The organism is Pseudonocardia bannensis, assembly GCF_012911875.1.
GTDB lineage: Bacteria > Actinomycetota > Actinomycetes > Mycobacteriales > Pseudonocardiaceae > Pseudonocardia > Pseudonocardia bannensis.
In genome coordinates this window covers 1-4,703 of sequence record NZ_JAAXKZ010000215.1, presented here as the reverse complement: position 1 = coordinate 4,703, position 4,703 = coordinate 1, and the positions used below count along the sequence as shown (strand labels likewise).

Sequence of the window (4,703 nt, the reverse complement as noted above, 5' to 3'; positions counted from 1 at the left end):
CACGTCGCCCAACAGCTCAACGGGCGTCCACGCAAAACGCTCGGCTGGAAAACTCCAGCCGAGCGTCTGCGTCAACTACTGTCCGCCTGACCTACCAGCGGTGTTGCAACGACCCCTTGAATCCGCCCCGTGCTGCCGGGGCCTTCGTTGTGAACTCAGCGGGTCCGCCTCACTCAGTCACGCGCGGCCTGCGCCTTGCGGATCATCTCCCGGATGGTGTTGGGCGGGATCGGCATCTGGTCGACCTTGACATTGAACTCGCGCAGCGCGTCGACCACCGCGTTGCCGATGGCGGCGGCGCCGGAGATGGTCCCGGCCTCCCCGGCGCCCTTGATACCGCCCTCGGTGACCGTCGAGGGTGTCTCGATGTGCGCGATCTCCACCGCGGGCATCTCGGTGGCCGCCGGGAACAGGAAGTCGACGAGGCTGCCGGAGAGGAACTGCCCCTCCTCGTTGTAGATCAGGTCCTCGTAGAGTGCGCCCCCGAATCCCTGTGCAAGGGCGCCGCACACCTGACCGTCGAGGATCAGCGGGTTGAGGACGGTGCCGCAGTCCTCGACCGCCACGCACCTGAGGATCTCCACGAGGCCGGTCTCCGGGTCGACCTCGACGATGACCGCGGTCACCCCGTTGGTGTACGTCTCCGGGGGGTCGTAGGAGCGGGTCGCGGTCAGCGCCGGCTCGATACCGGCCGGGCGGGCCGCACCGCCGAAGTGCGCCATCCCGGCGATCTGCGCCACGGTCATCGACTTGTTCGGGACGCCCTTGACCGTGGCCACCCCGTTGTACAGGTCGATGTCCTCGGGGCTCACCTCCAGGGCGTGCGCCGCCATCTGGATCATCTTCTTCTTCACGTCGGCGGCGGCCCGCATGATGCTGCCGCCGCCGATGACCGCGCTGCGGCTGGCGTAGGTGCCCATGCCGTAGACGGCGCGGCCCGTGTCGCCCTCGATGACCCGGACGTCCTCCAGGCGCACACCGAGGTGGTCCGCGGCGACCTGGGCCAGGCTGGTCTCGTGGCCCTGACCGTGGTTCTGCAGGCCGTTGGTCACGACGACCGAGCCGTCGGGCTCGATGTGGATGCTCGCGCTGTCGTAGAACTCGGCCGGGAAGCCGTTGGCCTTGGCGACGTGCGAACCCCAGGCCGTCGGCTCGACGAACGGGCTGAAGCCGATGCCGATGAAACGTCCCTGCGCGCGGGCTTCCTTCTGCCGCGTGCGGAAGCCCTCGTAGTCCAGCATCTTCGCCGACAGCTCGAGCGACTCGCGGTAGCTGCCGCCGTCGTACTTCATCCCCGAGGCCGAGACGTAGGGCTCGGAGGGGATCACGTTCATGAGCCGGAACTCGACGGGATCGAGCCCCAGCTCCGCCGCGATCTCGTCGATCAGTACCTCACGCAGCGTGTGCCCGGGGGTCCAGCCCACACCCCGGTAGGCACCGGTCTGGCACTTGTTCGTCAGCGCGCCGTCCACGACATAGGACAGGTTCTGCACGTCGTAGATGCCGGTCGTGGTGTTCGCGGCCGGCAGGACGTCGATGAGGGAGGTCCATGGATAGATCGAGTACGCCCCGCCGTCGCCGATGTACCGCGCGCGCATAGCGGTCATCTTGCCTTCCTTGGTGACCGCGATCTCGAGCTCGCCGATGACGTCCTTCGCGTGGGCGCTCGCCGCGAGGTTCTCGTACCGGTCCTCGACCCACTTGACCGGGCGCCCGATGAGCTTCGAGGCCACCGGGATGACCGCTTCCTCGACGAAGACATGGCACTTCTGCCCGAACCCGCCACCCACCTCCGGCGAGATGACGCGGAACTGGCTCTCCTTCAACCCCGTCACCGGGACCAGCAGCGTCCGGATGAAGTGCGGCATCTGGGTCGAGCTGTACATCGTCATGTCGCCGGAGGCGGCGTCGTAGGAGGCCAGCACCCCGCGGGTCTCCATCGGCGCCGCCATGTGCCGGTGCGTGTGCAGTCGCTTGCTGAACACGTGGTCGGCCTCGGCGAAGGCCTTCTCGACGTCGCCGTGGGTGTACTCGATGTGCCCGATGTTGTTGTTGGGAATGTCGTCGTGCAGCTGCGGGGCACCGTCGGCGATCGCCGCCTCCGCGTCGGTGACCGCCGGCAGGACCTCCCACTCGACCTGGATGAGGTCGATCGCGTCCTCGGCGATGTAGCGAGAGTCGGCGATGACGACCGCAAGGGCTTCACCTACGTGGCGCACCTTGTCCACGGCCAGCAGCGGCTTCGTGCAGGCGACGCTCTCCGGCCGCTGCAGCACCGAGACCAGCGGCTTGGTGTGCGCGGCGATGTCGGCGCCGGTGAAGATGGCCACCACACCCTCGAGGTTCTGCGCCTCGGTCGTGTCGATGCTCAGGATCTTCGCGTGGGCGTGCGGACTGCGCAGGAACGCGGCGTGCACCATCCCGGGCACCTCGAGGTCCGGCAGGTACTTGCTCTGCCCGAGCAGCATCCTGCGGTCCTCGACCCGCTTCACACGCGAGCCGACGTACTTCTGCGGCCGTCCCGTCTCCGCCGGCGCGGATTCCATCAGGGTCATCGGGCACTCCCGTTGGTTGCGGGGTCGGCGGTGGAGTTCTGCTGCAGCTTGCGCGCGGCGCATCGAACCGAGTTGATGATTCCCTGGTATCCGGTGCAGCGGCAGATGTTGCCGGACATGTGGTCCCGGATCTCCGCCTCCGTCGGGTCGGGGTTCTTGTCCAGCAGCACCTGAGCGGTCATCAGCATTCCGGGGGTGCAGAACCCGCACTGCAGGCCGTGCTCCTCGTGGAAGGCCTCCTGCAACGGGCTGAACTCCCCGTTGACGGCAATCCCTTCCACCGTCTCGACCTCGGCGCCGTCCGCCTGGACCGCCAACATGATGCAGCTGCGAACGATCTGGCCGTTGACCCGGATCGTGCAGGCGCCGCAGGCACCGTGCTCGCAGCCGACGTTCGTCCCGGTCAGGCCGAGCTCGTGCCGGATGAAGTCGGTCAGCAACAGACGGGGCTCGGCCAGGCCCTTCCGGACCTTGCCGTTCACCGTCATGGTGATCATGCGGGCGTCAGCGCTGACAGCCCCGCTCGTGGTGCTGAGCGTCATGAACGAGCTCCTGTCTCGATAGCCTGGGCGACGGCTCGCCTGACGAGCGTTTGCGCCACTTCCTTGCGGTATTCCGCAGAGGCGTGTACGTCGCCTTCCGGGTTGAAGGCCGAGGCCGCGACGGCTGCCGCCTCGGCGATGACGTCCTGTTCGGACAGTCGTGCGCCCTCCAGGACCGCCTCCGCGGCCTTGGCCCGCACCGGCACGTCGGCGACGCCGCTCAGCGCGATCCGCGCCTTGCTGCAGACCGCGTCCGGGCCATCCCCGTCGGTGGTGAGCACGACCGCTACGCCGACCAGCGCGAAGTCACCGTGCCGGCGCGCGACCTCGAGGAAGGCCCACCGGTCAGCAGGCGTCAGTCGACGCAGCCGGACCTCCTTGAGGAGCTCGTCGTCTCCGACACTGGTCGTGAAGTAGGTCGTGAAGAAGTCGTCGGCCCCGACGGTCCGGCTCCCGGACTGTCCGGCGATCACCGCCTCGCCCTCCAGCGCGGAGAACACCGTCGGGAGCTCGGCCGCGGGATCGGCGTGCGCGATGCTGCCGCCGAACGTTCCACGGGTCCGGATGGCGGCGTGGCCCACATGGCTCAGAGCGGCGGGCAGGATCGGCAGTGCGGACGCGATCTCCGCCGACTGCTCGACCTCCACCTGGCGAGTCATTGCACCGATCGAGATGGAGCCGTTGCTCGTGATACCGGCCAGCTCCGCGATACCACCGAGGTCGACGAGAACGGACGGACGAGCAAGGCGCATGTTGAGCAGTGGCAGCAGGCTCTGGCCACCGCCGAGGACCTTCGCCTCGTCGCCGTGCTCGGCGAGGATTGCGAGTGCCTCGTCGACCGATTCCGGCTTGGCGTAGGCAAATGGGGCGGGTTTCAATCTGACCTCCAACACGGGGAACGAACCCGACTTCGGGCAGCACGACCTCGCCAACTGGCCACGAGCGCAGCATTGGCACGCCCCGTGGTAGTTTGTATACACGGTCGAGCGGGAATGTATACGCGCTTGGATGTGGCCGTCAACCGACTCTCGCCGGCGCCAACCGGCCCAACCGGCGGCACCTCAGCGACCTCCCCGAACACTGCGCGAAGTCTCAGCACGTCAGCGGCAACGTACTGGGGAAGGAAGCCGACGAGGACGGCCCTGGGAATGGGTTTCTACTGCCGAGTACGGGCCCGTCAGATGCTACCGAACAATCAGAGATCACCCGTGGGGGTGATCGGGAGCACAGCGCCCTGTGGACGTGTGTACAGAACCTGTCGTTTCGTATGGCCATCTTGGCCTACCGGCACCCGTCGCTTACTGCAGTTCGTTGGCGACAGCATCGGCTACACCGACAGCGCGAACGGTGGTATACACAGCGCATTCGACCGGCGAGCGCGGCAGAGCAATCTCTCCCCGGCGTGCGTGACCCCCGCCAGCGCCCCATCGACGCAGGAACCTGATCTCCCCGAGAGGATCGCCTGTTGACCGCCAAGATCGAGCTCGGCCTCCCGGCGTTGCGGGGGTCCATCACCCGAGACCCGGCCCGCCCCGACGACCCCCGGTTGATCGACGGGTTCGGCCGGGTGGCGACCGACCTGCGCATCTCGCTGACCGACCGCTGC

General features: G+C 67.7%; 3 protein-coding genes and 1 pseudogene. 1 reads left to right on the top strand and 3 read right to left on the bottom strand.

The genetic code is table 11. The annotated features are described in order from the left end of the window. Positions 1 to 173 precede the first annotated feature (173 nt). The 3 genes from HF519_RS29400 to HF519_RS29390 are packed head-to-tail and all read right to left on the bottom strand — an operon-like array spanning position 174 to position 3,975. Positions 174 to 2,555, bottom strand: coding sequence for a xanthine dehydrogenase family protein molybdopterin-binding subunit (locus HF519_RS29400; RefSeq protein WP_211170759.1), 2,382 nt, complete (start codon positions 2,553 to 2,555; stop codon positions 174 to 176). After that, positions 2,552 to 3,097, bottom strand: a complete 546-nt coding sequence (locus HF519_RS29395) for a (2Fe-2S)-binding protein (RefSeq protein ID WP_246245416.1) — start codon at positions 3,095 to 3,097, stop codon at positions 2,552 to 2,554. Before HF519_RS29395 ends, HF519_RS29400 begins: the two co-directional genes overlap by 4 nt. Beyond that, positions 3,094 to 3,975 (bottom strand): FAD binding domain-containing protein, encoded by an 882-nt coding sequence (locus HF519_RS29390; protein ID WP_169416225.1) that lies wholly within the window; start codon positions 3,973 to 3,975, stop codon positions 3,094 to 3,096. Before HF519_RS29390 ends, HF519_RS29395 begins: the two co-directional genes overlap by 4 nt. A gap of 599 nt (positions 3,976 to 4,574) precedes the next feature. Here HF519_RS29390 and HF519_RS33635 point away from each other — a divergent pair. Next, positions 4,575 to 4,703: pseudogene (locus HF519_RS33635) on the top strand (GTP 3',8-cyclase MoaA); the annotation flags it as partial.